Annotated in this window: 22 protein-coding genes; 9 read left to right on the forward strand and 13 right to left on the reverse strand. The window is 54.1% G+C overall.

What is annotated here, in order from left to right:
• The first annotated feature begins 17 nt into the window (after positions 1-17).
• Both ACR0IK_RS20945 and ACR0IK_RS20950 read left to right on the forward strand, forming a co-directional pair.
• The gene (locus ACR0IK_RS20945) at positions 18-1577 is read left to right on the forward strand and encodes a class I adenylate-forming enzyme family protein (RefSeq protein ID WP_480643085.1); all 1560 of its coding nucleotides are present in this window, start codon (positions 18-20) and stop codon (positions 1575-1577) included.
• Between the two features lie 371 nt (positions 1578-1948).
• Entirely contained in the window at positions 1949-3190 is a 1242-nt protein-coding gene (locus ACR0IK_RS20950; RefSeq protein ID WP_480643086.1) for a YbfB/YjiJ family MFS transporter, read from the forward strand.
• Between the two features lie 111 nt (positions 3191-3301).
• On the opposite strand, the gene ACR0IK_RS20955 is transcribed toward ACR0IK_RS20950, so the two are convergent.
• A complete protein-coding gene (locus ACR0IK_RS20955; protein ID WP_480643088.1) occupies positions 3302-5188 on the reverse strand; it encodes an NAD-dependent malic enzyme in 1887 nt (628 codons plus the stop codon).
• Between the two features lie 206 nt (positions 5189-5394).
• A complete protein-coding gene (locus tag ACR0IK_RS20960; RefSeq protein ID WP_480643089.1) occupies positions 5395-6303 on the reverse strand; it encodes a LysR family transcriptional regulator in 909 nt (302 codons plus the stop codon).
• A gap of 158 nt (positions 6304-6461) precedes the next feature.
• On the opposite strand from ACR0IK_RS20960, the gene ACR0IK_RS20965 reads away from it, so the two are divergent.
• The 3 genes from ACR0IK_RS20965 (at position 6462) to ACR0IK_RS20975 (ending at position 10144) form a co-directional block, all read left to right on the forward strand.
• Entirely contained in the window at positions 6462-7241 is a 780-nt protein-coding gene (locus ACR0IK_RS20965) for a CmcJ/NvfI family oxidoreductase (protein WP_480643091.1), read from the forward strand.
• Positions 7242-7380: 139 nt separating this feature from the next.
• A complete protein-coding gene (locus ACR0IK_RS20970; RefSeq protein ID WP_480643093.1) occupies positions 7381-8169 on the forward strand; it encodes an SDR family NAD(P)-dependent oxidoreductase in 789 nt (262 codons plus the stop codon).
• Between the two features lie 91 nt (positions 8170-8260).
• Positions 8261-10144 (forward strand): sigma-54-dependent Fis family transcriptional regulator, encoded by a 1884-nt coding sequence (locus tag ACR0IK_RS20975; RefSeq protein ID WP_480643094.1) that lies wholly within the window; start codon positions 8261-8263, stop codon positions 10142-10144.
• A 51-nt stretch (positions 10145-10195) separates the two neighbouring features.
• Here the strand turns inward: ACR0IK_RS20975 and lpdA are convergent, their stop codons facing one another.
• From lpdA to ACR0IK_RS21030, 11 genes are all read right to left on the reverse strand, one after another.
• Positions 10196-11590, reverse strand: coding sequence for a dihydrolipoyl dehydrogenase (lpdA, locus tag ACR0IK_RS20980; protein ID WP_480643095.1), 1395 nt, complete (start codon positions 11588-11590; stop codon positions 10196-10198).
• A 23-nt stretch (positions 11591-11613) separates the two neighbouring features.
• The gene (locus ACR0IK_RS20985) at positions 11614-12888 is read right to left on the reverse strand and encodes a HupE/UreJ family protein (protein WP_480643096.1); all 1275 of its coding nucleotides are present in this window, start codon (positions 12886-12888) and stop codon (positions 11614-11616) included.
• A 69-nt stretch (positions 12889-12957) separates the two neighbouring features.
• Complete coding sequence (locus tag ACR0IK_RS20990; protein ID WP_480595456.1) at positions 12958-13551, reverse strand: VOC family protein; 594 nt, start codon at positions 13549-13551, stop codon at positions 12958-12960.
• Between the two features lie 123 nt (positions 13552-13674).
• The gene (locus ACR0IK_RS20995; RefSeq protein WP_480643098.1) at positions 13675-15255 is read right to left on the reverse strand and encodes a GMC family oxidoreductase; all 1581 of its coding nucleotides are present in this window, start codon (positions 15253-15255) and stop codon (positions 13675-13677) included.
• 19 nt (positions 15256-15274) lie between these two features.
• A complete protein-coding gene (locus ACR0IK_RS21000) occupies positions 15275-15868 on the reverse strand; it encodes a Twin-arginine translocation pathway signal (protein ID WP_480643099.1) in 594 nt (197 codons plus the stop codon).
• 97 nt (positions 15869-15965) lie between these two features.
• On the reverse strand, positions 15966-16328 hold the full coding sequence (locus ACR0IK_RS21005; RefSeq protein ID WP_480643100.1) for a putative quinol monooxygenase: 363 nt from the start codon (positions 16326-16328) through the stop codon (positions 15966-15968).
• A 52-nt stretch (positions 16329-16380) separates the two neighbouring features.
• Positions 16381-17091, reverse strand: a complete 711-nt coding sequence (locus ACR0IK_RS21010; RefSeq protein WP_480643101.1) for a lipoyl protein ligase domain-containing protein — start codon at positions 17089-17091, stop codon at positions 16381-16383.
• Entirely contained in the window at positions 17088-17768 is a 681-nt protein-coding gene (locus ACR0IK_RS21015) for a 2-oxo acid dehydrogenase subunit E2 (protein ID WP_480643102.1), read from the reverse strand. The genes ACR0IK_RS21010 and ACR0IK_RS21015 overlap by 4 nt, the downstream gene beginning before the upstream one ends.
• Positions 17765-17998, reverse strand: a complete 234-nt coding sequence (locus ACR0IK_RS21020; protein WP_480595463.1) for a biotin/lipoyl-containing protein — start codon at positions 17996-17998, stop codon at positions 17765-17767. Before ACR0IK_RS21020 ends, ACR0IK_RS21015 begins: the two co-directional genes overlap by 4 nt.
• Positions 17999-18069: 71 nt before the next feature.
• On the reverse strand, positions 18070-19089 hold the full coding sequence (locus tag ACR0IK_RS21025) for an alpha-ketoacid dehydrogenase subunit beta (RefSeq protein ID WP_480643103.1): 1020 nt from the start codon (positions 19087-19089) through the stop codon (positions 18070-18072).
• Between the two features lie 16 nt (positions 19090-19105).
• Positions 19106-20092 carry a thiamine pyrophosphate-dependent dehydrogenase E1 component subunit alpha gene (locus tag ACR0IK_RS21030; protein WP_480643104.1) on the reverse strand — a complete coding sequence of 329 codons (987 nt, stop codon included), beginning with the start codon at positions 20090-20092 and terminating at the stop codon, positions 19106-19108.
• 324 nt (positions 20093-20416) lie between these two features.
• Between ACR0IK_RS21030 and ACR0IK_RS21035 the strand changes: the two genes are divergently transcribed.
• From ACR0IK_RS21035 to ACR0IK_RS21050, 4 genes are all read left to right on the forward strand, one after another.
• Complete coding sequence (locus tag ACR0IK_RS21035; protein WP_480643105.1) at positions 20417-21403, forward strand: zinc-dependent alcohol dehydrogenase family protein; 987 nt, start codon at positions 20417-20419, stop codon at positions 21401-21403.
• A 106-nt stretch (positions 21404-21509) separates the two neighbouring features.
• Positions 21510-22811 (forward strand): adenylate/guanylate cyclase domain-containing protein, encoded by a 1302-nt coding sequence (locus ACR0IK_RS21040; RefSeq protein ID WP_480643106.1) that lies wholly within the window; start codon positions 21510-21512, stop codon positions 22809-22811.
• A gap of 205 nt (positions 22812-23016) precedes the next feature.
• Positions 23017-23862 (forward strand): enoyl-CoA hydratase/isomerase family protein, encoded by an 846-nt coding sequence (locus tag ACR0IK_RS21045; protein WP_480595468.1) that lies wholly within the window; start codon positions 23017-23019, stop codon positions 23860-23862.
• Complete coding sequence (locus ACR0IK_RS21050; protein WP_480643107.1) at positions 23862-24269, forward strand: nuclear transport factor 2 family protein; 408 nt, start codon at positions 23862-23864, stop codon at positions 24267-24269. Before ACR0IK_RS21045 ends, ACR0IK_RS21050 begins: the two co-directional genes overlap by 1 nt.
• The last annotated feature ends 44 nt before the right edge of the window (positions 24270-24313 follow it).

The raw sequence follows: 24313 nt of genomic DNA on the forward strand, positions 1-24313 counted from the left end.
ATTTTTAGGAGAAGGACATGCCGGTATCCGGACCACCGCTGACCGTACCAGCGGATTTGACGGACCTGTTTCGACGGGGATTGTCAGCGGATCCCGAGGCGACTGCGCTTTACGCATTGGACGAGAAGTTCAACTGGAGCGAGTTGGATACCGCCTGTACACGGCTTGCGCTGAGGTATCTGAGCCTGGGCTTAAACCCGGGAGACAGAGTGGCGTCGATCATGCCGAACCGGGCAGCACTTGTGATCCATTACCTGGCTTGTATGCGGGCGGGTCTCGTGGCGATGCCGCTCAACTATCGTTACACGGCCGCGGAAATCGACTATGCATTAGGATTGGCGAAACCTGTGGCGCTATTCGCTCATGCCGAACGGGCCGAGGATGTGGCCGTAGTTCCTGGCGTAGCGCAATTGCCTGTTGGAATGATTTCCTATGGCGGCAAATTGACCGGAGCGCTCGCCTTCGAGGATTTGCTGGCAGGAGAAGGCGAAGGGACGCTGCCGACAGTTGGAGCCGAGGTTCCAGCGTTCATATTTTTTACCTCTGGGACCACCGGAAAACCCAAAGGCGTGACACATAGCCAAGCCAGTATGGGATATATGGTAGCGAGCAATGCACAAGGGCTGGGCCTAGGTCCCGAGGACGTAGTGCTACCAGCCTCGTGGATTTCGCATACCGCAGGATTGCGACTGACGTTTGCAGGGCTTTGGGCCGGTGCTACAACGAATGTTGCACAGCGGTTCACACCCGACGAGCTCTTGGCGCTCTTGCGGCAGACGCGGCCGACGGTGGCACAGATCCTACCTGCGCCTTTGGCGGCGCTACTCACAGGACACGGGGCGAAGCGCGAAGACTTTCGCTCACTACAAACGATGATGGCCGGTGGAGACAAGCCCTCTCAGAAGCTGGTCGACGCGTTCGGCGCATTAGCCGGTGTACCGATTGGGGCGTTTTATGGGATGACCGAAATGGGGACGTCGCATTCCAACACCCACGGGGGCGCTGAAAAGCTCGGTGCAGTTGGGTTGAATAATCCGGGCTATGTCTCGGCGCTTCGCGACGAAGCTGATGAGGAAGTGCCCGTGGGTATAGACGGGCGGCATTGGGTAAAGAGCCCGACCATAATGACGGAGTATTGGGAGAATCCGGAAGCTACTGCAGCGGCTTTTCGGGATGGCTGGCTCGACACCGGCGATTTGATGCGGCGGGACGAAGACGGTTATTTCTGGTTCCGGGGGCGACGAAAGCAGATCATCGTACATGACGGATCGAATATCAGCCCGACTGAAGTGGAGGATGCGTTGACAGCACATCCAGCCGTTGCCGCAGCAGTTGTGGTTGGAGTGCGAGACGAAATGCACGGGGAAGACGTCTGGGGGTTTGTGAGCCTGACCGAAGGCGCCAAGCTGGTGCGCTCAGGTGAGATTATCGACTTTGCGAGAGAGCGTATTGGATACAAGGCGCCGGACATGGTTCGGGTAGTGGAAGCTCTGCCGTTGACCATGGGCGGCAAGCTTGACCGAATGGCGTTGAAGCGCTTGGCGGCGGAAGAAAGTGGTGCTGCGCATGTGCTGTGACGCGCTTGGCGGTTGGCTCAAGGAGTCGGACGGCTTGCCATGGGGTTTTAAGCGGTGGCCACAGGCGGCAAGCAGAGGGAGTCGCCTATTCTGTCCGACTGTGTACGTTCCTTGCGGGCTCTTTGCCGATCTGGAGTGCGATGCAGTATCTCCCTGATCTCCGCTCGCGTGAGCGTTGAGAGCGTTCAAAACTGCTCTTTGTCACAGACCCGAAGTGTGGAGCGTTTTTGCGCCGCCTTCCGTGTTGGCACAGGTGCCAGTCAATTGGAACCACGACGCGTGGACAGATTGGTCGGAAGTTGCACCACAACATATTTCAATCTCAGATTGTCCGATTTGAACAGCAAAGGGCCTGGGCGGATCGGCTAGGATTGCACGACAAAGCACATTGGGGCACGGTGTTCATTCAACTGGAAAGGGTACCCATGTCCGCGGGAAAACCTACCAACCCATGGCTCATATTGCTGGGCCTCGCGCTCGGGGTCAGCATTTCCAACGCCTTTGGTCGCTTTGCATACGGCCTTATTCTGCCATCAATGAAAAGTAGCCTTGGCTGGAGTCTCACTCAGTCTGGTTGGCTAAATACGGCCAATTCGATTGGCTACATAGTAGGTTCGATTCTAACACTTCTGTTAATCCGGCATATTTCGCCTTCGCGGTTGTTTGCAAGCGGCACTTTAGCGACCGCACTATGTCTTTTGGCGACCGGGTTTGATGAGAACCTCGTGTTTCAAACTGCTTGCCGAACATTGGTGGGATTGTTTGGTGCTCTTTCTTTTGTATCAGGCGGCGTCCTGGCAGCATCGCTGTTCCAGAACAGCGCCCGAAGGAATGCATTGGCTATCGCCTTATATTTTGGCGGTGGCGGTGGATTGGGTATCGCGTTGTGTGGCGCAATCCTTCCCGGTATGTTGGACGCATTCGGGCCACAGTATTGGGACTGGGCATGGATCGGGGTCGGGTTGGCAGCCCTGGTCATTTGCCCACTCTCGATTTGGGCTGCAACCAGATTGAACGAAACCGAACACGACGCCGCACTACCTTCCATCCCACCGGTGCGCAGAATGCTGGGTGAACTCGGCGGGTATGCGTTGTTTGGACTGGGTTACATTGTCTACGTCACTTTTATCTCTGTCTGGATGAAGGAGCAGCAATCCAGTGTCCTGTTGACCACCGCAACGTGGATGGTTCTTGGGTTCAGTATCATGGGGTCTCCATTTGTATGGCGCGGGGTGCTGGCTCGCTTTTCATCCGGAGTACCTTTGGCGCTGATCCTAAGCGGAGTCGCATTAGGTTCAGCCCTGCCGATCCTGGTTCCAACCGGATATGGATTGATTTTGTCGGCACTAGTGTTCGGACTGTCAGTGTTTATGCCGCCTACTGCTGTAACCAGCTTTGTCCGCAAGAATGTTGGACAACCGGATTGGGGTGCAACCATAAGCTTCTTTACCGTGATGTTTGCAATCTCGCAGGCACTGGGGCCGATCGGGGCCGGCGTCATTGGGGACATAACCGGAGAAATAGGGGACAGTTTGATCGTAGCCTCTGCGATCCTGCTGGTAGGTGCCCTTTGTGCTGCGATGCAAAAGCCGCTCAGCCGTGAGGCGGCTTAGCCGTCGCAATCTGGACCACGCGCAGATGCTGCGTTTCATTCCCAACAAAAGCCTCATTGGATTCTGAATGAACAAACAGAAGCCCCCCGGCCACTCCAACGCGGTTCGGCTTCACGCAATCTCCCCATAGTGCGGGATCCAGAACTTCGCATCTATCGCCGCCTTCAAGTCATCCTCTGTGGTTTCGGGCGCAACCCCATCCAACTGCGCCTGTCGTCCAACGGCAAAGGCGATTGCTTTGCTGACCTGACGAATGTTCCCCACGTCCGGCAACAAGCTGGCGGTGCGATCGGACTTTGCGGGCGATAATGTGGCCAGAGCCTCGGCGGCGGCCATGAACATCCCGTCAGTTACGCGGCGCGCGCCCACCGCCAGCACACCCAGCCCCATACCTGGGAAAATGTACGAGTTGTTGCACTGCGCGACATGGTGCGTCTTACCGTTGCAGACAACGGGATCAAACGGGCTGCCGGTGGCGACCATTGCACGGCCATCTGACCAGTGGATAATATCCGCAGGCACAGCTTCAATTCGCGATGTCGGGTTTGAAAGGGGCAACACGACAGGATGATCAGTCTGGGCTGCCATTGCACGAATGATCTCCTCTGAAAACAAGCCCGCCTGACCACTGACACCAACCAAAATGTTGGGTTTGGCCCGATTTATCACGTCCAGAAGTGAAATTTCACCGTCGGACCAGCTCCCCACTTTAGCAAGAGGTTGGACAATTTGTTTTTGGAACGGCAGAAGGCCTGTCATCGCATCGGTTAGCAGCCCGTTCCGGTCCACCATGAATATGCGCTCGCGGGCTTCGGTCTCGGGTAATCCTTGACGGACCATGAGTTGGACCAGTTGCTCAGCGATGCCCACTCCTGCAGAACCCGCGCCGAGAAACGCAATAGTGGCGTCCTTTAGCTGAATGCCAGTGACATCTGAGGCAGCCAGCAAAGTGCCTGCCGTTACCGCCGCCGTGCCCTGAATATCATCATTGAATGTACAGAGTTGATCTCGATACCGCGCAAGCAATGGTGCGGCATGTTGTTGTGCAAAGTCCTCGAACTGCAGCAACACATCCGGCCATTTGCGCTTTACAGCCTGTACGAAGAGATCGACAAAATCGAAATAGTCATCCCCGCTGACGCGCTCATTCCGCCAGCCGATATAAAGGGGATCTTCCAACCGCTCCTGATTGTTGGTGCCAGCATCCAAAACCACCGGGAGTGTCACAGACGGGCTAATTCCGCCAGCAGCAGTATAAAGCGAGAGTTTACCAATCGGAATTCCCATGCCGCCCGCGCCTTGATCGCCCAAACCCAAAATTCGTTCTCCATCGGTGACGACTATAGCTTCGACGGATGGCAGAATGGCGTTGTCCAATATGACATCAATCCGGTCACGCTCAGAGTACGAAATGATCAATCCGCGTGGGTGATCGTAGATTTCACTGAAACGCTTGCAGGCGTCACCTACAACAGGTGTGTAAATTATCGGCATCATCTCGGACAGATGCCGCACCAAAAGAGCGTAAAACAGAACTTCGTTGTCATCCTGAAGACCGCGCAGATAGACATGCTTGTCCAGCGATGTCTCCTCACGTTTAAAGCCGGCATAGACGCGGTCTACCTGGGTTTCGAGTGTTTCGATGTGCGGTGGAAGAAGGCCCAACAATCCAAGCTTTTCTCGTTCCGCCAAAGAAAATGCAGTACCTTTGTTCAAAAGCGGGTTGGTTAAGTATTGTAGATTTACCGGACCGGAATCGACCATAGGCTGTCCTTTCGGATCGGCGCACACAGGTTGCACGCATCTGTCCGGCAAGGTCAGCATTATACGGGAACAAATGCAACGAGCTTGCCACGTGAACGCTTCCTTCCGTATTGGATAGGCATGCTTGCGCGACGGTTGGCTCAAGTGTTCGGCCCAAAGCTGCCATTGACCTAATGCAAAAGATGCTGCGGCGTCGCCCGCCGAAGTCGCCATTCGCCGCGTCGCAAAAACCAAGAGTCAATCCAACTCACGATACACACAAAGAACTCGTCGTGTTCTTTTCATCGCCACATCTGTTTCACGGCCATTCTGGGGGCTTTCGGTTCGAAAGATGTAGAAGCAACAGTTTCTCAGAACTTCCTTCGGAATCGAGGTTGAAGACTTTCTGATGATCTTCGAAAGCATGACAATCAATAGGGACTTCTACATTAAGCCTAAACTCAGGACGTTTCCCAACTTGGCATCCTTCCAATCTGTTCCAACAGGAAATCCATGAAAACACGAACCTTAGCGGACAAGACGTTTGCTTTCGGATAGACAAGCCACAACACAGATGCGTCGGTCACCCGATAATCTGGCAAGACCTGAACAAGACTGCCTTCTGACAGTTCACGGTGGACGCTCCAGAGCGAATTCATAGAAATACCTGCTCCGGCAATCGTGGCGATTTTCTGGCTGTGGCCATCGTCAAAAGTTAGCTGACAGCGGGCCGCGCGGGGATCAAATTCTCCGGATGAACCGTCTGAACTGGTGAGAGGACGCGGCTCCTGATCTCTGAATGCGATCAAGTCATGGTCCATCAGATCGGATGGCACTGTCGGTGTCCCACGCTCGGCCAAATATCGAGGAGAGGCACAAAGTACGCGACTGTCGTCGGCGAGCTTGCGGCCTTTGAGGCTTGTATCTTCGAGCGCTGAGTTCCGAATGGCCAAATCATAGCTGCCCTCAATCAGGTTGAATTGGCTGTCGGACAGACGAAGGTCGAGATTAACCCCAGGGTATTGCAGGACGAATTCTGGCAGGATTGGCGCGATGTAGAGCTGGGCAAAAGTGCTTGGCGCGGTAAAGCGCAGTGTTCCTGTGGGCTGAGTTTGTCCCTGACCCAAGGCGGCGCGGCCAGCACTCTCCTGCGCCAGAATTTCCCGGGCGTAGGGCAGAAATTCAGCGCCTTCCAATGATAAAGAAACTTTTCGGGTCGAACGGTGCAGCAAGTCAGCACGCAATGTGTGTTCAAGCTTGGCAAGCCGGGCGCTTGCTACAGCCGGTGCAAAACCGAGTTCGCGCCCTGCTGCGCTAATGTTGAGTTTCTCAGCTGCAAGAACAAACAGGCGAAGGCTTTCTGTATCCATCACATTATATCCAAAATCCGAATTATCAATCTTTGGATGGCTTATTTTTATTCATTCTTCAATGCGTATCTTCAAAGCAAGCCAAAAGCGGAGCGAGATGCGAACGCAATTCGATTCTGAAATCGAGGTCCGAAATTGAAGCAAATAAGGAGGAAACTATGCCGGGTACTGCAACCGTCAATTACCACGTCCACAGTACGTCGAGGCAGGCGTTTCATATCGATGCCGGAGGTGTCGCGGGAAATCTGATCTCACCAGAACTTGTTGCGACGGAAATTCCACTCCGAGACCTTCGGGGGTCCGAGGATACAATTTCTTTCGAAACAGACGGTGTCTTGTTTGTCACATCACCCAGCGATGTAACTTCGTTTGAAGATGGAAACGATTGGCAACAGCTTTATGATCGCGAATTAACCGAGGTGCTTGCCCAGCATTTGGGTGCCAAAGAGGTCGTTGTTTTCGACCACACATTAAGAGTCGATGACCCTGACTCTGATCGCAAACCTGCCCGGAATGTTCATAGCGACTACAGCACTGAAGGGGCGGAAAAGCGACTGGTAGACATTCTCGGTTCAGACAAAGCTGCAGAATGGGTCACGGGGCATTTTGCCTTCATCAATATCTGGCGCCCTGTCGAAAACCCGATCAATAGCGCACCGCTTGGTTTTGTTCGCCCATCCAGCGTCACAAATGAAGATTGGATTCTGATTGACTTGATTTACCCGGACCGGCGTGGCCACATCATGGGACTGGCGGCGAGTGACGCACATGAATGGGTTTATCAATCACGCATGACCCCGGATGAGATTGTCCTGTTCAATATCTACGACAACCAAGGATTGCCTTCAGTGGGTCACAGTGCAGTCGATTTGGTTGAGGATCCAAGTGTCCATTCTATTCGAAAGAGCCTTGAGAGCAGAACAGTTGTTCGCTTCTGAAAAGTTAGCGAAAAGCCAGGCAAACACCTAATGCGAGCTTAAAACACGCTCGGCCATTAAAGGTCAGATGAATACTAACTTCAAAGGGCAGTCCGTCCTCAACCATCCGAAGCCTGACTTGTGAGCAAAGGAATGAACCATGTCCAAGACAATTCTCATCACCGGATCAACCGACGGCCTCGGTCTCTTGACTGCCAAAACCCTCTCGGCACTGGGACATAGAATTCTGATACATGGCCGAAACCGAGCTAAGCTTGAGGTGGCGGCCACGGAAGTCGGTGGACAGACTGAAAGCTTTGTCGCAGACTTTTCAAAGCTAAGTGATGTCGAAGCGCTATCTGCAGAGATTCTTGACCGACACGCCCGCATAGATGTCCTGATCAACAATGCTGGTGTCTACAAGACAGCCAATACGCGAACGCCGGATGGCTTCGACGTTCGCTTTGTGGTCAATACGTTCGCGCCATGGGTGTTGACGCAACGACTGCTGCCGATCATCCCGCAGGATGGCCGCATAGTTAACCTGTCGTCTGCGGCACAAGCTCCGGTCGATGCAAAGGCGATGGCTGGTTATGGTTCGCTGGACGACTTTGGGGCCTATGCCCAAAGCAAACTGGCGATCACCATCTGGTCTCAGGAACTGGCAAGAGCGCTACCAAATGGTCCGTCTGTCATCGCGGTGAATCCCGGCTCGCTGCTTGCTTCCAAGATGGTGAAAGAGGGATTTGGCGTCGCAGGAAATGATATGAGGATAGGCGCGGACATCCTGTGCCGTGCCGCACTGGATTCTGAGTTTGCCGATGCTTCCGGCAAATACTTCGACAACGATTCAGGTCAGTTGGCGCGACCTCATACAGCGGCATTGGATGAAGATCATAGAAAATCTGTGATGAAAACTATCCGCGAGGTTGCCGCCGCCATGCATTAAGCTCTCGCGCGGGTGGGAAACTGCGAGAGCATTGACCTTTATTTGCTGAATTGGCGCTCAATGCTGTAAGCTGGTGGCACGGGGAGGACGTATGGTGAAAACCGATAATTCCTTGCACTTTGGGAATGCCATCAGTGAGTCTTGGGAGCGCTGTGAGCTTAAGTACAAGCTTGTTCGGGATGCAGCTCGTCCTATCCTTCGCCTGCAATCATCTGAAGTGGCTCCGCGGTTAGAGGAATTGGTAGAACGTTCCGGCGGTCGCCAAGGGATAATCAGCCAACTCGCTCAAATAGCTGCCAATGCTGGTCATTGCCTTGTTGTCACGGATACCGACGGAGTTTCGGTTCGTCTGGAAGGCGCCGACCAAGGCCGGTCCGTTTTTGAAGAAAACGGCATCGCCGTCGGCTCCTGTTGGGATGAGCGCATTGCAGGAACTAATGGTGTTAGCATGGCGTTATCTGAGAGAGATGCCTTCACTGTTAACGGAGGAAACCACTACTTTTCTTCATTGCGTCCATTCGCTTGCACAGCTGCCCCTCTATTTGACGCAGAAAACCACACACTAGGTGCAATCAGCTTGGCTATGCTGGATCGCAATAACTCGTCAGATTACCTCTTCGCGTCTCAGCTTTTGGGCACCGCAGCAGACAGAATCCAGCGCATACTATTCGAAAAGCAGTTTGCAGATGATTTGATCATTTCTGTTTCCTCAGCTGATGGGCGTGACTTGCTGAAGCGGGATGAACTTGTTGCCTTGAACGAAGCTGGCATCATCTTGGGCACCACTGCAGGAGCGCATCGCCTCGTAGGTGACAAGACGCCCGCGACATTGAAAGGGAAGGCATTTGAGTTGGTGTTCGGTACTGATTCAAAGGCTATGGAAACCGTCCCCGAAAGAGTATTGAGTGTTCGGTCCAAGCACGGGCCAGTTCTAAATTTCTCGGCGCGGACCAAGAGAGATAAGCACATTTCTCCAGTTTCATGGAGAAACCCTAAGGCTATAGCTTCGCAAGGACCGAAACGCATCCGAATGGCCACTTCGTTGCGCCAGCTTTCAATTGGAAGCGATCGAATGGCAGCGCTTTGCACGAGGGCGTTGGCATATTACAGAAAGGGATTGCCGTTCCTGATCGAAGGAGAATCCGGAACCGGAAAAACTGCCCTCATTGCTTCGATCCTTGAAGCTGAAAAGTCCAATTCGACCCGGGTAACGACAGTGGATTGCGCATCGCTGGGAGAAACTGAGCAGGACAAGCTTTTTTTCCAGACGTTGCTTGAACAAACGCGTATTGCGGGTTCAATTGGAGCTGCAGACCAAGAACATATCGTACTTGTCTTTGAGAACGTCGACGAGCTGCCAGAATTTGCGCAGGCTCGCCTCAGGGTGCTGATGGGTGAATTTGAAGCTGATGGGTTCCTGCTTGAAGAGCAGATTTCAGAGCTGACTCCCAGAATTATCGCGACATGCCGTCAGCCGCTTCGCGCTGCCGTCCAGGATGGGTTATTCCGTGATGATCTCTATTTCCTGCTGGCAAATACGATTGTTCAACTTCCTCCTCTTCGACAGCGTGAACGGGTTGATGCCTTGGCTGGCGAGATTGCTCGACAGTTGGCAGGAGAGGCAGTTCAAATAACAGAAGAAGCAAAAAGTGCGATTTCCCGTTCTGATTGGCCGGGCAATGTCCGAGAGCTAAGAAACGCCCTGCAGCAAGCGCTTATGGAAGGGGACGGTCGGCGTATCTCACGACTGGACTTGCCGGAACGCACTATACCAGTGTCCGAAACACACAGGGTCATAGAGACAAGACAGAGTTATTGCGACCAGTCAAATTCGACCTATGATGAGCAGACACTCATTCAGGATGCGCTGATTGGTGCTCGATGGAACGTCTCAAGAGCAGCGCGTAAAATAGGCATGGGTCGCGCAACCATTCATCGAAAGATGAAACAATATGGCATCGCGCGACCCCGTTAGCATGAGCATGGTCGGCAACAAATAATGTTGCCGACAAACGGTCGAGCGAAACTATTTGTGGATGACTTTATCGAAAGCGTCGAGCGCGCTTTCATGCATCATCTCGCTAAGCGTTGGGTGCGGAAATACAGTTTCCATTAAATCTGACCCTGTTGCATTGAGCTTTTGCCCGACAACGTACCCTTGGATAAGTTCTGTCACTTCGGCCCCGACCATATGCGCGCCAAGAAGTCGCTCGGTCTTGGCATCAAATACGGTTTTGATCATCCCCTGCGCGTCGCCCAAGGCAATAGCTTTGCCATTGCCCTGGTAAGGAAACCGCCCGACTTTTATGTCAAAACCGGCTTCGATTGCTTGCGCTTCGGTCATACCAACACTCGCGATCTGAGGGTGGCAATACGTACAACCTGCAATACTCTCCGGTTTTACAGGGTGACCTTCAAGTCCAGCGATGAGTTCCGCGACCATAACACCCTCGTGACTTGCCTTGTGAGCAAGCCAGGGCGCCCCTGCGACATCTCCAATAGCGTAGAGCCCGGGTATGTTGGTGCGGCAAAACTCGTCTGTGACGATGTGATTTCGATCGATCTCAACACCCAACTCTTCGAGACCAAGGTTCTCAACGTTACCAGTGATGCCAACAGCAGAAATCACGGCGTCAAACTCCTGAACCGTGACCTCGCCGTCCTTTTCGATATGAGCGACAACTCGGTCGCTGAGACGTTCAAGCTGCGTAACTTTCGAACCCTCGAAGAATTCCATGCCCTGTTTGCTGAAGCTCTTCCTGGCATAGGTCGAAATCTCGGCGTCTTCGGCAGGCAAAATACGCTCCATTACTTCCACTACGGTCGTTTCTGCTCCGATCGCGTTGTAAAAACTGGCAAATTCGATACCGATCGCACCAGAACCGATGACCAGCAGCTTGTTCGGTTCATGCGGCGGCTGCAGAGCATGTTTGTAAGACCAAACGCGCTTCCCATCAGCTTCAAGCCCAGGAAGATCCCTTGCGCGTGCGCCCGTTGCCAGAACGATATTGTCCGATTGCAGTTTCTGCTCTCCATCGCTGGATTTCACAATAACTTCGCCATTCCCGGCCAGGCGCGCTTCACCCATAATAAACGGAACCTTGTTCTTCTTGAACAAATAGCCAACGCCACTTGAAAGTTGTTTGGCAACTCTCCGCGACCGCGCGACAATTGCTTCGAGATCGTGTAGTGGGTCTTCAATCTTCAAACCGAAGTCTTTTGCATTCTGCGCCAGCTGAAACACTTCGCTTGAGCGGAGAAGTGCCTTTGTGGGAATGCATCCCCAGTTCAGACAAATACCACCAAGGTGTTCACGCTCGATACAAACGACATCCAACCCCAGTTGGGCTGCACGGATTGCAGCAACATAACCACCTGGTCCTGCTCCGATTACGACCATATCGAATTTGGTATCAGTCATTTTGGATCTCCGTGATGAACGGCCTAAACCAGGCCAAAAGCATCTGCTGTTTCGGTAAAGCGAGTGAACGTAGCCGATGCGGCAAACACCGCGATGAGCAGAGCAACACCTCTGCGCCACGTGTCGTGCACCTTTGGGAACAGGCGATCTGCCAGAAGGATGACCGGTAGGATCATGGCATAGATCGCGAATTGACAGGCCTCCAACCCAAAGGCGAATGCTAACAGGTCGAGGAAATCAAACTGACCCGCGAACATCGCCTGAGAGGCAGAGGCGGCAAACCCGTAGCCATGGACCAGTCCAATGACGAACAGCGCCAACCAACCCAGCGGATGCCGGATCTGAAAGCAAATAAATGCGCCAGCGACAACAATCGAGAGCGCAATGCTAAACTCCACCAGTGGTATGAACCAGACTGTTGCGGGCGCGATTCCATAGAGGCCAGCCGCAAGAGTGATCATATGTCCAATGGTGAAGGCCGAAGCCAGCCCAAGTGCCTGACGCCAGCTTTGTGCAGCGATGGCGATCAGGATGATAATGGCCAGATGATCAAGCCCAAAGTAAATGTGTTCTGCGCCGATCAAGGCTGCATCACGCATAACGATCCACTTGTTTGATATTGCTGGGAATGAGGTGTCCAGAACACCGATCATTGCTTGGGTTTCAGTCCCATCATTGCGGTGCAATTTTACGACGGTGCCAAACTTGTCGATAACCTGAAAGTTTTCCCCAAGCTCTGAAACAAGACGCAGGTCCTGGTTGAGAGATCCTGCTGGTACAGAAATCGCGACGTCCAAGGTGAGATCAAGATACGGAAGAGTAGTCTGATCCATTTCAACCGCCTCTTCAAAGGCTGCTTTTGCAGATTTGAGAGTTCCAAATGACGGCCGCGCGGTATCTGTCCAGAACCGGAATTGTTCAATCTGAACCGCTGATTCACGGCCATCAGTCCAGATGGACAACGACCGGCTGAGTATTTCTTCGAGCTCTGACTTGCCGCGCTCAACCGCATCTGTGTCCAGATAGATATCAGCGCCTTTTCTGACACCAAACGGAGGCAATCGTGTGTCGTTCTGTCCTTGCCAGTCGTTCGGAAGCAGAGCCAACGGAGCGGGCATCCGAATGAGCACGATAACCTGGTCCCTGCCGTCCCCAGCAATATGAATAATTCGCGGATCGGAATAGCTGAAATGCGCATTCGCGCCCTGCGGCAGACCAAACAGCGTCAGCAAAGCGACCACGGAGCTGAGTGTCCAGGCTGCGAGATAGCTTCGCGCTGTGCGTACGGGGTTGTCCATGGCTGATCGCCTTCAAAATGGGGCTCCGATACGTAAAGCAACGGAACCCTTGGATTGTCGGTCAGAAAGTCAATCGCGCGGATCCCAGAAGCGCTGAGCTGTCTGGTCCTTGTGGAAGGCTATATCGTCGGGGAAACTGACGAGTTCCATTTGCGCACCCCAAGGCGACATGAAGTACACCCATTGTTCGCCTTCCAACGGTATGCCGGGCAGGTCGTGGGGTTCCGCAAGTACACGCACACCATTGTCACGCAAGTGCTGAACAGCAGCCTGCATGTCGTCGACATAAAACGCCAGGTGATAGCCGCCGATGTCGCTGTTCTTTGGCGGGTTGGGATTCTGATCCGGCGAGGTGTATTGGAACACTTCGTAGGCTGGGCCGTTGCCGCAGCGTACCATTGTGATGACATCGATGACCGCGCGCGGATTGACGTTCAGGTTTTCTGTCATCCAGTCATCTTCGAACGGACCAAACGGACCGAAGGAAAAAAAGGACTCGCATCCAAGGACATCGACGAGGAATTCAACGGCATCGTCCACGTCCGGAACGGTGATCCCGATGTGTTGAGTTCCGCGCATGCCTGGAAGTTCGGCAAGCGCGACTGGCGGTAGGCCAAGTGCCAGTGTTGAGGCGCAGGCAATTTTACTGAGTTTCTTGAACATATTCTCCTCCTATGGATTGATGCTGTTTCAGGGCGAGCAAACCCCGCTATTGCGCAAGACCGACTGCCCCCAATGCAGCCAGGCCCAATGGCCTGACCGCACCGGGGAGAGGCGCGTGTGGCGTCAGATGTTTTGAGCGTTCATCTCTTGCGCGATGTACTCTGCCTGGCGAATGACCAGTGCGACGATGGTCAATGTGGGGTTGGCCGCGCCGGATGAGGTGAACACACTGCCGTCAGATATGAACAGGTTCGGAACATCGTGGGCCTGACCCCATTTGTTCACGACACCCTTGTCTGGGTCCTCATGCATCCGTGCTGTGCCCATGTTGTGGCTTGCCGGGTATTTGGCCAAATGGTGTGTCACCTTCGCGCCGACGGCATCATGGATTTTATCCATCACTCCATAAGCATGCTTCAGCATACGTTCGTCGTTGTTATGTGGCGTGCGGTTTACGATAGGCACCGGAAGACCATGCTGATCTTTTTCAGTGTCATGCAACGTGATACGGTTCTGCTCTTGCGCCAGGTCTTCACCCACAATGTACACACCGGACAGATAGTCATATTTCTCCAGTGCTTCAGCCAGATCCTTGCCCCAGGCTCCGTTCCCGCGTTTCAGAAAGAGCGACATAACCGGAAGACCGAGAGTCAGTTTCTCGAGGTGGTACCCTCCAATGAAACCACGATCGGGATTGTTGGGGACTTCGTCGGCAACGATACCGGCCACCTGGGTCCCACGGTGGATATGCACACGTTCCGGCATTTCGCTGTAGACGCCACCATTGACGTGGACCATGTAGTTCTTGCCGACCTGGCCGGAAGAGTTGGCCAACCCGTCCGGGAACATCGACGATGCCGAGTTCAAAAGCAGGCGCGGGGTCTCAATCGAGTTGCCGGCGACCGCGACGATACGGGCCTTTTGAACATGGTGGTTGCCGTCTTTATCGGCATAAACCACACCTGTGGCTTTGCCGGTGTCGTCGTGCTCGATCTTCAACACCATACAATTGGTGCGAACTTCACATTTGCCCGTTTCCTCGGCGGCCGGAATTTCCGTGATGTCCGTCGACCATTTCGCACCGATCTTGCAGCCCTGCATACAGAACCCGATTTGTTGACAAGCGGGTCGACCATCATAGTCCTCTGAGTTGATCGCCATCGGTCCGGACTGGATATTCGTATAGCCAACACGGCGTGCCCCTTCGGCAAGAACACGGAAGTCGTTGTTCCAGGGAAGATGCGGCATGCCGGTCGCCTTGCCTGTCACGCCCATCTTGATTTCGGCGCGGTCGTAGTACGGCTCCAGCTCTTCCAATGTGATTGGCCAGTCTTCTACATTGGCGTTCTGAATATCGCCGTTCACGGTGCGCATTTTGAACTCGTGCTCATAAAAGCGCAGCGAAACACCCGCCCAATGAACCGTCGAGCCGCCAAGACCCTTAACCAGCCAGTTCGGCAATGTCGGGTGGTTTTGAGCCCCGTGCCAGCCGCCGCCCGAATATCGTTTGTCGAAATCGGTCAGCTTGAGAAACATGCCCCATTCATCGTTTTCGATGTCGTCAAACTCGAAAACACCGCCGGCCTCCAGAACAACCGAAGAGATACCTTTTTGCGCAAGTTCATTGGCCAACGTTCCACCGCCAGCACCCGAACCAATGATGACGACAACGCTGTCGTCGTCCAAGTCAAATTGGGTAGCCATTATGCTTCCTCCTGCTTTCTTACCTGCCGACAGCCTTCAAACGCTCTTCGAGCGTCGGGCCGGGCGGAATCCAGGTCGCATCGCTGAAACCACGGTCGATATAGCCGCCTTGTTCCCAGGAAGAGCCCTCATAGCCGAATTGCGGCCATGCTTCAGGATTGATGTAGATGCCGCTCCAGGTGGCCCATCGGAGTTTCTGGAAAAAATCGCTGTCCTGGATGATACGCAGAAGCGCTTCACGTTTTACGTAGGCATCCACATCTGCATAGGCAGTGCCATGGAGATCAGCAGATCGCGCATTGAGATCCTGCAACCCGTCAGACAGAAGTTTCGCGGTTTCTTGCGAAGAATCCGCCTCGGTCAGAACACCCGTCAAAACATCCTGATAGACGCTCAGCGGTAGAAAATCCGGGTGAGGGAAGATATCTTGAACGATCTGCAGCAATGTGATGGCCTGATCTTCGTTCAGCGTTGCGGCAAAGGCGTTCCCCGCGGCCCCCACAATCGCCGTTGCACTTGCCCCGGCCAAGATTGATTTGACCAGAAAGCTTCGGCGACTAAGCCGATCTTCTTGCGCCTTTGGTGTTTCAGGATTCTTGGTTTCGAAATCCATATTCTCCTCCATATTGGATTTTGAGCCCGCCCTTTCGGGCCTGCTAAGAGGCCTGACGATGTTTGGATGAGGTTCCATCGAGTTGATCCTGCGCGGATCAGAAGCGGTGAAACCCGCCTTTCTGAGAAACGTAGAGAGGCGTGATGCCCTCCAGGATACCGCGAATGTATGGCGTCGCATTATTCGACACGATGGCTTCGCACCCGTCGATCAACTCGAAGAACCGGCCTGCATAATTCTCGGCAAACCCTTTCACATGCAGATCGCCATTCGCGGCATCCGCATATCTTTCGATGATATGCCAGGTGTTACCGTCGTCAGTTCGATACCATTCGTAAACCAGCGTACCCGGCTCGTTTTGGGTTCTCGCAACGAGCTCGGCCATGAGGTCTTCGAAACTGCTGGAGTTCTTTGAGGGCACACCAACTTTCAGGTGAACGTGGATCGTTTCGTTGGACATTGTTTCCTCCCTTTTTTGCAAACCGCCTTCCGCTGGCGGCTCATGTTTTTGCTCATGCCGCAACAAAGGCATGCGCTTTGCTGTGAATGGACCGAAGCGCTGACACCGAAGCTGCGTGCAGGTCCTGAACGATGGTATTGGGGGGGCGAACGGGCTTGTCGGTAGCAAGCTCGAGACTTGTGTGAGCCGCAGAAGAGACTGCGCCAAACCCCAGGTCGGCATTAAAGGCGCCCACTGCTCGAGCGCCGGGTTCAACTGAGCCCGTGGCCAGGATCAAAGCATGCGCCAAAACTCGGATGCTGGTTTCACCAAGCGGCTTCCAGCGCTGCGCTGTACCCACGACCTTCTTGCCGCCAAGGGAAAGATTCCAATCGCCGTCGCAGAAGCTTGCAGGCGTGGGACCTGTGGCCAGCCTTACCCCCGTGGAACCTAGCCCGTCTCGAATGATGCCGGTAATCAACCTATAGCCATCATTGATCGCAAAACCGCGCGGTGCGGTGAAAGCGATTGCCAAATTGACGATCCCCGACCCTTGCGGAACAGCGCCCCCTCCGGTTGGACGAGTGAAGACGGGCCAACCACGTGTCAGCGAATGCGATAAGGCATTGTTGAAACCGGGGATGTTGCGAAATGAGGCCGGACAGACCAGCGCATCGTTCTGGCAGGTCCATAGACCCACGGCAGACTCCCGAGCGGCAAAAAGCTCGGCTTCAAAAGCCAACCCCTCGGCCGGGCTTGAAAACTGCCGTAGAAGGCTGGTCATTTGCCCATTCCTTCGATTTCTTCGCAGATCGAAGTCAGAAGGTCGCCCGCCGGGGCCCCGTCGAGGGCGCGATGATCGAAAGTTAACGACAGACCTACATGCGGACGCAATTCGATACCGCCATCTTCACTTCGAACCGCCCTGTCAGTAAGGCGCCCGATACCCAGAATGCAGATTTGCGGGGCATTGATGATGGGTGTGAAGTGCTCGACCCTGGTCAATCCAAGATTGCTGACAGTGAATGTGCCGCCAGTCATTTCTGTAACGCTGAGCTTGTTGGTCTTCGCCCGAACGGCAAGGTCTTGTCGTGCCGCCCTCAGTTCAGAAACATCCATCTCACCCGCACCAAAGATCGCTGGTGCGACCAACAAATTGCCCGGCAAGGCAATCGCAACCGACAGATCAACTGCGCTGGAAAGCTTGACGTCTTTTCCCTCTACTCTGCCATTGGCGTCCGGGTTCTTTTTCAAAGCGCGGATAACCGCTGACATCAGAAGATCCTCGACCGAAGCCTTCGTTCCTGCCTCGGCCAATCGGGTCTTTTCCGCCAAAAGAGCGGTCGCGTCGGCGCTGCCCTGATGCGTCAGCTGGGCGGCTGTCTGCAGGCTTTTCACCATCGCATCAGCGATCATCCCGCGCACACCCTTGAGAGGGACAGTTTTCACTTCGCCGCTCATTCTATCGATCCGATCACGGCGCCTTTGGCGACGACAGCATCGGCCTCTTCTTTGATGCTTACGGTCCCGGATGCCGGGGCAAGGATTTCATACTGAACCTTGGCCGTCATAATTTCGGCAATCAGGGCACCTTCTTCGACGGTCGATCCATTATCGACCAGCCAACTTGTGATGACAGTTTCCTCGTCCTCTTCCCATAGATCCGAAGGGATAGTGATATCAGTTGCCATTTAGGCACTCCTTCCTTGTTCGGGGCCGCAATGTGCTGCCCCGTGCTTGATGTTTTTCACTGGTGTGTGGATCAGGCGGCTTTCATGTCGTTCCAGGCTGCGACGATCTTGTCCGGGTTCGGCAAACAGTGTTGCTCCATGACCCGAGAGAACGGGATCGGCACATCCGGGAAAGCGATCCGCCTGGGTGCGGCTTTCAGCACCGAGATGTCATGCTCTGTAACTGTCGCGATGATTTCACCGGAGACGCCATAACTCATGTAGTCTTCGTCAACGACGATCAGCCGGCCGGTTTTGGCCACCGAGGCGCGGATCGTTTCGCGGTCCAGCGGCACAAGGCTGACGAGATCCACAACTTCGGCGCTGACGCCCTGCCCTTCCAGCTTGGCAGCGGCCTTCAACGCGTTGTGAACGCCCATGCCAAGGCTGACAATAGTGACATCTGATCCCTCGCGGACCACTTTGGCCTTTCCGATTTCTACGGTGTAGCTTTCTTCGGGAACATGAACGGTTGCACCGGCTTCAGTGCCCAACCAGCCCATGCCTTGAAGGCTCTTGTGGTACATGTAGACCACGGGGCTGTCATCGCGCATTGCTGCCGTCATCAGCCCTTTGGCGTCATAGGCGTTGGAAGGGGCCACGACTTTCATGCCAGGTAAGTGGGCAAAGGTGCCGTAGACACATTGCGAGTGCTGACCTGCGTCCGAGTAACCGCCGCCGGTCGAAGTCATCAGCACCATCGGCACTTTGAAATTACCGCCCGAGAAGTAGATGTTCTTGGCCATTAGATTGTAGATCGCGTCGAAGCAGACGCCGAAGAAGTCCACGAACATCAATTCTACGACCGGTCGCATCCCGTCTTGTGCGGCACCAACTGCTGCGCCAATAAAGGCCGTTTCTGAGATCGGAGTATCACGAACCCGTTCGGCGCCAAACTCGTCCAGGAGGCCTCGGGTGTTTCCGTAAACTCCACCCAGCGCACCGATGTCTTCACCCATCACGAAGACCGAGGGATCAATCTGCATTTCCTGCTGCATCGCCTCGGCCATAGCTCGGGCGATGGTCAGCTTTCTTTCGTTCGATTTGTTCATTTTTCCTCCCTCCAGCTCAGGCAAAGACCGCTATCAGCGCATCTTCAGGTGCTGGTTCTTCGCTTTCCCGGGCGAATTTGATTGCAGCCTCTACGCGTGCCGCGCTTTCGGCTTCGATTGCGTCGAGCTCAGCTTCGGTGGCTGTTCCATCGGCAAGCATTTTGGCCCGCATCTTCGGAATAGGATCCTTTTCGAAAAGCGCGTCCTTTTCGCCCTCTGGCCGATACCCTTCGGCATCACCCATGAAGTGTCCCGCCAGACGATATGTCTCGATTTCCAGAAGGGTCGGGCCTTCGCCAGCCCGTGCACGCGTTATGGCCTCTCCTGCTGCCTCATAGATCGCGTAAGGATCATTCCCCTCGATGCGTTTTCCGGGGATGCCGTAAGCCGCAGCGCGGTCCGCATTGTTTGTAACCGCTGTTGAGGCTTCTTTGGAAACCGAGATGCCCCAGGCATTGTCCTCGATCACGCAGACAAAGGGCAGGTTCCAAACGGCGGCCAAGTTCATGGCTTCATGCCAGCCACCCTGGTTAACTGCACCCTCTCCAACAAACGCGACCGCAACTCCCGGTTTGTTTTGCATCTTTCGGGAAAGAGCCGCGCCTACAGCTGGCCCCATGCCTTGGGCGATGATCCCCGAGCAGGCAAAGTTCACGTCGGCATCAAAGATGTGCATGTGGCCGCCGCGTCCGCCGGACAGGCCTGTCTTTTTGCCAAAAATTTCCGCTGCCATTTTGTCGAAGTCGACACCCTTGGCGATCGCTTGATGGTGGGGGCGATGCGTCGCTGTCACGACGTCATCAGGATTGAGATGCGCACATACTCCGACGGCGACCGGTTCCTGACCGTCACTTAGGTGCATTTCTCCAGGAATCGGCCCATTAGCCATATTAAATACGGGCGTTTTGCCTTCGAAATAGATGCCTGCAATGGTTTCTTCGAACCGGCGGCTCGTGACCATATTGCGATACATCCAATGCTGTTCTTCGCGAGTTGGTGTCATGCGCTCCTCCCAAGCATGCGATCGTGATGTCGCTCATGTTTCGTTGGGAAGGCTGGCGAGAAGCGCTGAATGCGGCAAGGACCTCGTTAGCTCTAAGCCCTGCCAATTGCCTAACTGTCTCACCGCGAGACAATTTGAGACAGTTTGAGACAATGGCCCTCAAGCTATCGCGACCACAGCATGTGGTTGCTTACCAAAACCGATATTGGAGATTCTTCCAGATTATTCTCAGAATCGGAAAACTGAACTCCGATTTGGGCCAATTTATCCCAATGGGTGTTCAATCTACGTATGAGCCGTCAAACACCCATCCGGAGATGCCCAATGAAAGCAATGACCCTTGTTGAATACGGCGACAACGCAAAGTTCGAACTCGCCGAGATTGAGACGCCTACTGCCAAACCCGGCCATGTTGTCGTGCGCGTCGCAGCCACCAGCGTGAACACTGTAGATACTATGATCCGCGCGATGGGCACGGATCTCCCACTCTCGCCCGAACTACCCGCTGTTCTGGGTATGGACTTTGCCGGAACTGTAGAGGTTGTTGGGGACGACGTGATTGGCTTCGAGGTTGGCGACGAGGTTTACGGATGTGCTGGCGGCCTACTAGAACTGCAGGGTGCCCTGGCGGAATACATGGTCGCTGATGCGCGCCTTATTGCACACAAACCCAAGTCAGTTTCGATGCGAGAAGCTGCTGCGATCCCGCTGGTCGGCATTACTGCCTATGAGGGTCTGACACGCGCGGGCACTCAGGCCGGTCAGAAGGTTCTGGTGCAAGGTGGCGCCGGTGGGGTCGGTCATTTGGCCGTGCAACTTGCCAGGCATTTCGGTGCAGACGTTTTTGCAACGGGGACCGGAGAGTCGCAACTCAAAGTGATTGAAAGCTATGGCGCGACGGCTATCGATTTCATGAACGAGAAGATCGCAGACTATGTCGAGGAACACACTGCCGGTTTAGGTTTCGAGACCATCTTTGACTCGGTTGGCGGCCCAAACATGACCAACTCCTTCGAGGCCGCAGCGCTGAACGGCAACATCGCCTCAACCGTTGCTCTGGTTGAACTGGACCTTACTCCAGCACATTTCAAAGGTCTGTCACTGCACATCATCTTCATGCTGATCCCGATGATCCACGATCACAAGCGCGAAGAGCATGGCGCGATCTTGGCCAAGTTGGCCGAAATTGTAGACGCAGGCGCATTGAGGCCGCTGCTTGATGACCAGCGTTTCGGGTTTGAACAGGTTGGTGATGCCTATGATCGCCTGACCAGTGGACAAGCCATCGGCAAGGTCGTTGTCGAACTCTAAAACACTGCACCAAAACCACCCTGTCGGGCAGCGCGCATTCGATATGCGTCGCTGCTCGATTTTCTTTCTCTGAACCCTGCTTGAGAACCCAAGGAACGAATTTGCGATGCATGCGGCGAGCCTAAAAAATGCTGACGCTCGGTTCAAGGTTCTGGATCCTGCACCGCGGACATATGCTTCTGGTGTAAGTCTGCTCAGGCGCAGCCGGTTCGACCTGAACCTGAATCAACAATGCACCCCGGAAGACGTCGGGGATTGGCTGTTGAACGCAGCAGTTCTGACTAAGGACACCATCGACCTCACAAAAGAGTTTGCGGAACAGTTGGCGCAGGCAGGGTTGGGGGTTGGTCGTCTGAGTCTCAATGTTGGAACGCTGCATCCGCAAGCCTTTGGATATGCGTGGAACTGGAGCACGACCGACGGGTTTTGCGATGAGATCCAAATTGGTGAGGAAGCCCTTTATTCTGACGGCTACAGAAAAAACCGTCTTTTCAACGTGATGGAGTACGGCCGAATGGTTCGGGTGGCTCTTGAAAACGGTGACGGTGAAACCGCAAGTCCGCTCATGAAAAGTCTCGGCAAAGAGGGTTTCTCGGAATATGTGGCGCTTCCGATGTCTGCGAGCTGCGGCAGATTTAATGCCATCACACTGGCCACGCGACAGCGAGGCGGATTCGAAACGGAACAACTGGAAAATTTGACCCTCCTAATCAAGTTGTTCGGTTTGCATGTAGATCGACACGTTGCAGAACGGATTACGAAGAACATCTCCCATACCTATCTTGGGTGGGAAGCAGGCGAGCGCGTTGCAAGCGGGACGATCCGTCGGGGAACGGGCGTTCCGATCAGGGCAGTTGTATGGAGCTCTGATATGCGTGGTTTTTCTACGCTCTCGGAAAACATGGACAACCAATCCGTCGCAACGGTGCTCGATCACTACTTCACAGCCATGGCAGACGCTGTAAATCAGCATGGCGGCGACATCTTGAAATTTATTGGTGACGGTATGCTCGCCGTGTTTCCAATTGCTTCTTTTGAAACGTCTCAAAGCGCCGCCCAAGCGGCTGTTGAAGCCGCGCGACAAGCGCTATCCGAACTGGATTTACTGAACGAGCGCATGCGTAGTGAAACGGCTTGGACTCCGCTACATGCGGGCATTGGTTTGCACTTGGGTGAAATCTTCTTTGGAAACATCGGTGCGGCGCAGCGATTGGATTTTACCGTCATTGGCGAGGCCGTAAATGTGGCAAGCCGAATTGAGGGGTGCTGTAAAATACTGAAACGGAACCTGCTGTTCTCTTCAGAGGTCGCATGCCTTCTCGATGATGAGGTTGAGTCTCTGGGTACGCAATGCCTCAAAGGAATGAACAAACCAGAGCAACTGTTTTCATTGCCTTCAATGGTTTGAAGCTTGGTGATGACCATATTTTCAAGTTGAATATATAAGAAAACTAAAAACTGAAATCTATTTAGGCGTATTTATAAAACAGTTCCAGCGAATAGATTGCGCTTCGGGTGAGGTGCTCCTCAAGAACCGCTTCGCCCTTAAGGAAACGCCAACCTCCAAAACCGTTCTTGTCCGAACGGTTCGAAACAGGAAATGAGGAACCCAAATGAAGTATGAGAACTTCACCACGTTCAACGTGAAGGTTGAGAACGCGATCGCCACCGTCACGTTTGATTTCGGCTCCGTAAATGTCCAGGGTCAGGAAATGCTGGCTGATCTGAACAGCCTCGCGATGCGGCTGGAGAGGGACCGCAACGTCAAGGTTGTGGTCTTTGAATCCGCCAATCCGGAAATCTGGGTCTGCCACTACGACACTGAACTTTTGAAAGACATGTCGACCGAGGCCGTGTCGCGCGATGAAGCCCAGTTGCTGGACCTGCAAGCCGTCTGCGAAAGGATCAGCCGCGTACCGCAGGCGACGATCGCAAAACTGGAGGGTTTCGCCCGAGGTGGCGGACACGAGCTGGCACTGGCGCTGGACATGCGCTTTGCGGCGCGCGGTAAGTTCAAGTTTATGCAGATGGAGGTCGGCATGGGCATCCTGCCCTGCGGCGGAGGTGCATCACGCATGGCCCGTCAAACCGGTCTGGGTCGGGCGCTGGAAATCATCCTCAGTGCGCAGGACTATGATGCGGACGACGCGGAACGGTTCGGCACAATCAACAAGGCGCTTGATCCTGACGAGATTGGACCATTTGTCGACGCGCTGGCCAAACGCATTGCACAATTCCCAGCGGAGTCGATCAATGCCTGCAAACAGATGGTCTATGAATCCATCGACAAGCCAATTGATGAAGCTCTGAAAGCCGAAGCCTATTGGCTGTATCAGGCAACCAGCAAAACCCCTGCGGTCAAACGCTTTGCTATCGCAGATGAACAGGGACTGGAGCATGACATCGAAAACCAGCGCAACTGGGGCGAACTGGTGATGAAGGTTCAGGACATCAACTGATGTCCGCCACCCAGAACAAAGAAACCGTTCAATGCTTTTTTGAGCGGTTTTCTGAAACCGATGTGGAGGGGGCACTGGCCTTGCTGGACGCAGAAGTCGTTTGGCAAGCGATGGGCCTCAAAAGCAACCCACCTGTGGATACACGGATGGATCGAGAAGGAATAGCCGAGCTTATCAAAAAGATGCGTGAAAGAATGCCCAGTGGCCTTCAGCTTACGCCAACAGGCTGGACTGTCGAGGGTGATCGGGTCGCGATGGAAATGGAGTCCTACGGGACCAAAGTGAACGGAACTGTCTACAACAACTTCTACCATTTCTTGGTGACGTTGAAGGACGGAAAGATCACTGCAATCCGCGAATACATAGACACGCTGCACCTGAAGCAGGTCCTGATCGACGACGTCTGACCAAAGTCAGCACATCTGACGGGCGCTTTCTATATCCAGTCGTC

It is taken from the genome of Ruegeria sp. BF7 (genome assembly GCF_056538605.1).

Coding starts and splice junctions, on each gene's coding strand:
- ACR0IK_RS21025 (WP_480643103.1), bottom strand. CDS start 19,089: ATGAACAAATCGAACGAAAGAAAGCTGACCATCGCCCGAGCTATGGCC.
- ACR0IK_RS20985 (WP_480643096.1), bottom strand. CDS start 12,888: ATGGACAACCCCGTACGCACAGCGCGAAGCTATCTCGCAGCCTGGACA.
- ACR0IK_RS21020 (WP_480595463.1), bottom strand. CDS start 17,998: ATGGCAACTGATATCACTATCCCTTCGGATCTATGGGAAGAGGACGAG.
- ACR0IK_RS20975 (WP_480643094.1), top strand. CDS start 8,261: ATGGTGAAAACCGATAATTCCTTGCACTTTGGGAATGCCATCAGTGAG.
- ACR0IK_RS20965 (WP_480643091.1), top strand. CDS start 6,462: ATGCCGGGTACTGCAACCGTCAATTACCACGTCCACAGTACGTCGAGG.
- lpdA (WP_480643095.1), bottom strand. CDS start 11,590: ATGACTGATACCAAATTCGATATGGTCGTAATCGGAGCAGGACCAGGT.
- ACR0IK_RS21050 (WP_480643107.1), top strand. CDS start 23,862: ATGTCCGCCACCCAGAACAAAGAAACCGTTCAATGCTTTTTTGAGCGG.
- ACR0IK_RS20995 (WP_480643098.1), bottom strand. CDS start 15,255: ATGGCTACCCAATTTGACTTGGACGACGACAGCGTTGTCGTCATCATT.
- ACR0IK_RS21015 (WP_480643102.1), bottom strand. CDS start 17,768: ATGAGCGGCGAAGTGAAAACTGTCCCTCTCAAGGGTGTGCGCGGGATG.
- ACR0IK_RS20970 (WP_480643093.1), top strand. CDS start 7,381: ATGTCCAAGACAATTCTCATCACCGGATCAACCGACGGCCTCGGTCTC.
- ACR0IK_RS21005 (WP_480643100.1), bottom strand. CDS start 16,328: ATGTCCAACGAAACGATCCACGTTCACCTGAAAGTTGGTGTGCCCTCA.
- ACR0IK_RS21010 (WP_480643101.1), bottom strand. CDS start 17,091: ATGACCAGCCTTCTACGGCAGTTTTCAAGCCCGGCCGAGGGGTTGGCT.
- ACR0IK_RS21030 (WP_480643104.1), bottom strand. CDS start 20,092: ATGACACCAACTCGCGAAGAACAGCATTGGATGTATCGCAATATGGTC.
- ACR0IK_RS21045 (WP_480595468.1), top strand. CDS start 23,017: ATGAAGTATGAGAACTTCACCACGTTCAACGTGAAGGTTGAGAACGCG.
- ACR0IK_RS21040 (WP_480643106.1), top strand. CDS start 21,510: ATGCATGCGGCGAGCCTAAAAAATGCTGACGCTCGGTTCAAGGTTCTG.
- ACR0IK_RS20945 (WP_480643085.1), top strand. CDS start 18: ATGCCGGTATCCGGACCACCGCTGACCGTACCAGCGGATTTGACGGAC.
- ACR0IK_RS20960 (WP_480643089.1), bottom strand. CDS start 6,303: ATGGATACAGAAAGCCTTCGCCTGTTTGTTCTTGCAGCTGAGAAACTC.
- ACR0IK_RS21035 (WP_480643105.1), top strand. CDS start 20,417: ATGAAAGCAATGACCCTTGTTGAATACGGCGACAACGCAAAGTTCGAA.
- ACR0IK_RS20990 (WP_480595456.1), bottom strand. CDS start 13,551: ATGTTCAAGAAACTCAGTAAAATTGCCTGCGCCTCAACACTGGCACTT.
- ACR0IK_RS21000 (WP_480643099.1), bottom strand. CDS start 15,868: ATGGATTTCGAAACCAAGAATCCTGAAACACCAAAGGCGCAAGAAGAT.